General features: G+C 70.0%; 1 protein-coding gene and 2 pseudogenes. 2 read left to right on the forward strand and 1 reads right to left on the reverse strand.

Annotated features, from left to right (window positions below):
- Positions 1-186: pseudogene (locus CCN51_RS56240) on the reverse strand (hypothetical protein); the annotation flags it as partial.
- Between the two features lie 144 nt (positions 187-330).
- Here CCN51_RS56240 and CCN51_RS51245 point away from each other — a divergent pair.
- Entirely contained in the window at positions 331-1,767 is a 1,437-nt protein-coding gene (locus CCN51_RS51245; RefSeq protein ID WP_014178092.1) for an FG-GAP and VCBS repeat-containing protein, read from the forward strand.
- A 39-nt stretch (positions 1,768-1,806) separates the two neighbouring features.
- A pseudogene (locus tag CCN51_RS54080) lies at positions 1,807-1,992 on the forward strand (hypothetical protein); the annotation flags it as partial.

Consider the following 1,992-nt stretch of genomic DNA (forward strand, 5'->3'; position numbering starts at 1 on the left):
GCCGCCAGGTGCAGCCCGAGGGCGCCACGAAGATGATCGCGGCCAATGCTTCGCGGCCAATGCTTCGCGGTCACCCGCTCGACGCCGGCCGCCACCCTGCGGACGTATGACCTCCGTCGGCGGTACCACCCGCCGGAACAGCACCCACAACTCGTCCGGCACCCAACGCGCAACCACGTCGGTCATGCACGGTTCAACGAACGATCACGCCATAAGAAACGGCGTCTCAGTCGTGTTCCGCCACCTTCACACAACCCTTCGTACACCTCGTGAGTCACATCTCCGAGAACTTTCGCTCTCATTACCCCCTTCGACTACGGGAGTTCCACCGTGCGTGCACGCACCCTGGCCGCCACCGCCGCCGCAGCGGCCCTCACCGCCGCCGGTCTGACCCTGCCACTCGCCGGGAGCGCCGCGGCTGCAACGACTCCGCGGTTCGACTTCAACGGCGACGGATACGCGGACATCGCGGTCGGCATGCCCAACGCCACGGTGGACGGCAAGGCCAAGGCTGGCTACATCAGCGTGATCTATGGCGGCCCGCAGAGCCCGAGCCAGTCCACCGGCGTCATCAGCCAGGCTGAGGCCGGCATACCCGGCACGCCCGAGGCGGGCGACCGCTTCGGGTCCTCCGTGGCCGCCGTCGACGTGAACGGCGACGGCGTCTTCGAGCTCGTCGTCGGCGCGAGCGGCGAGTCGCTCACCTCCGAGCAGCTCAAGGACGAGGGCACCATCACCGTCCTGGACGGATCGGGGTGGAACGTCAAGGGCACCACCGTGGCCAGGGGCGCGGGCGAGTTCAGCAGCATCGGCCGCACCATCGCCACGGGCGACTACGACGGCGACGGCGACACCGACCTCGTGTACGGCGAGAACAGCGAGGAGAGCGGCTCGCTCCGGTTCCGCCCGGGCCCGCTCACCGCGGCCCCCGTAACCACCACCACCCTGCGCCGCTACAGCATGGGCGGCGCCACCCGCGACCTGGCCACCGGCGACTTCGACGGCGACGGTCGGGACGACATCGCCGCCACCTGGCAGGGCATGGAGGACTCCAGCACCTTCATCACGCGCTGGGACGACCAGGCCAAGCCGGCCCAGTGGTACGCCGACGCCGACCGGGGCAGTTCGCTCGCCGCCGCCGACTTCGACCGGGACGGCACGGACGACCTCGCGGTCGGCCTCGTACAGCCCAACCCCGAGTCGGAGACCACGCATTGCGAGGACCGGCTCGGCGGTGCGGTGCTCCTGCTCAAGGGCTCGAAGACCGCGAACTTCGGCACCGAGAGCGAGTGCATCACCCAGTCGAACCCGGAGGTCGGCGGCACCGCCGAGGAGGGCGACGACTTCGGCGCCGCGCTGGCCGCGGGCGACCTGAACGGCGACAGCCGTCCGGAACTGGTGGTCGGCGTGCCCGGCGAGGACGTGGGCACCGTCAAGGACGCGGGCGGGTACGTCACCATGAACGGCGCAGAGCACGGCCTCTACGGCGGTCTGGCCCGCAGCCAGAGCACCACGAACATGCCCGGCACGGCCGAGGCCGGCGACCGCTTCGGCGCCCAGGTGGCCGTCGGCGACTACAACCGCGACGGACTGTGGGACACCGCGGTGAGCGCGCCCGGGGAGAACGCCGGTGAGCCCAGGTCGGGTGGCGTCTGGTTCGTGCCGAGCAGCACCGAGGAAACGTACCCGCTGGGCAAGTCGCTGACCCCGTTCGGCTTCGCGCTGCCCCACGGGTCCATCAAGTACGGCGAGGTGCTGGGGCTTTAGACGCCGTTTCTTATGGCGTGATCGTTCGTTGAACCGTGCATGACCGACGTGGTTGAGCGTTGGGTGCCGGACGAGTTGTGGGTGCTGTTCCGGCGGGTGGTACCGCCGACGGAGGTCATACGTCCGCAGGGTGGCGGCCGGCGTCGAGCGGGTGACCGCGAAGCATTGGCCGCGAAGCATTGGCCGCGATCATCTTCGTGGCGACCTCGGGCTGCACCTGGCGGC

Source organism: Streptomyces milbemycinicus (genome assembly GCF_002154605.1).
Taxonomy (GTDB): Bacteria; Actinomycetota; Actinomycetes; order Streptomycetales; family Streptomycetaceae; genus Streptomyces; species Streptomyces milbemycinicus.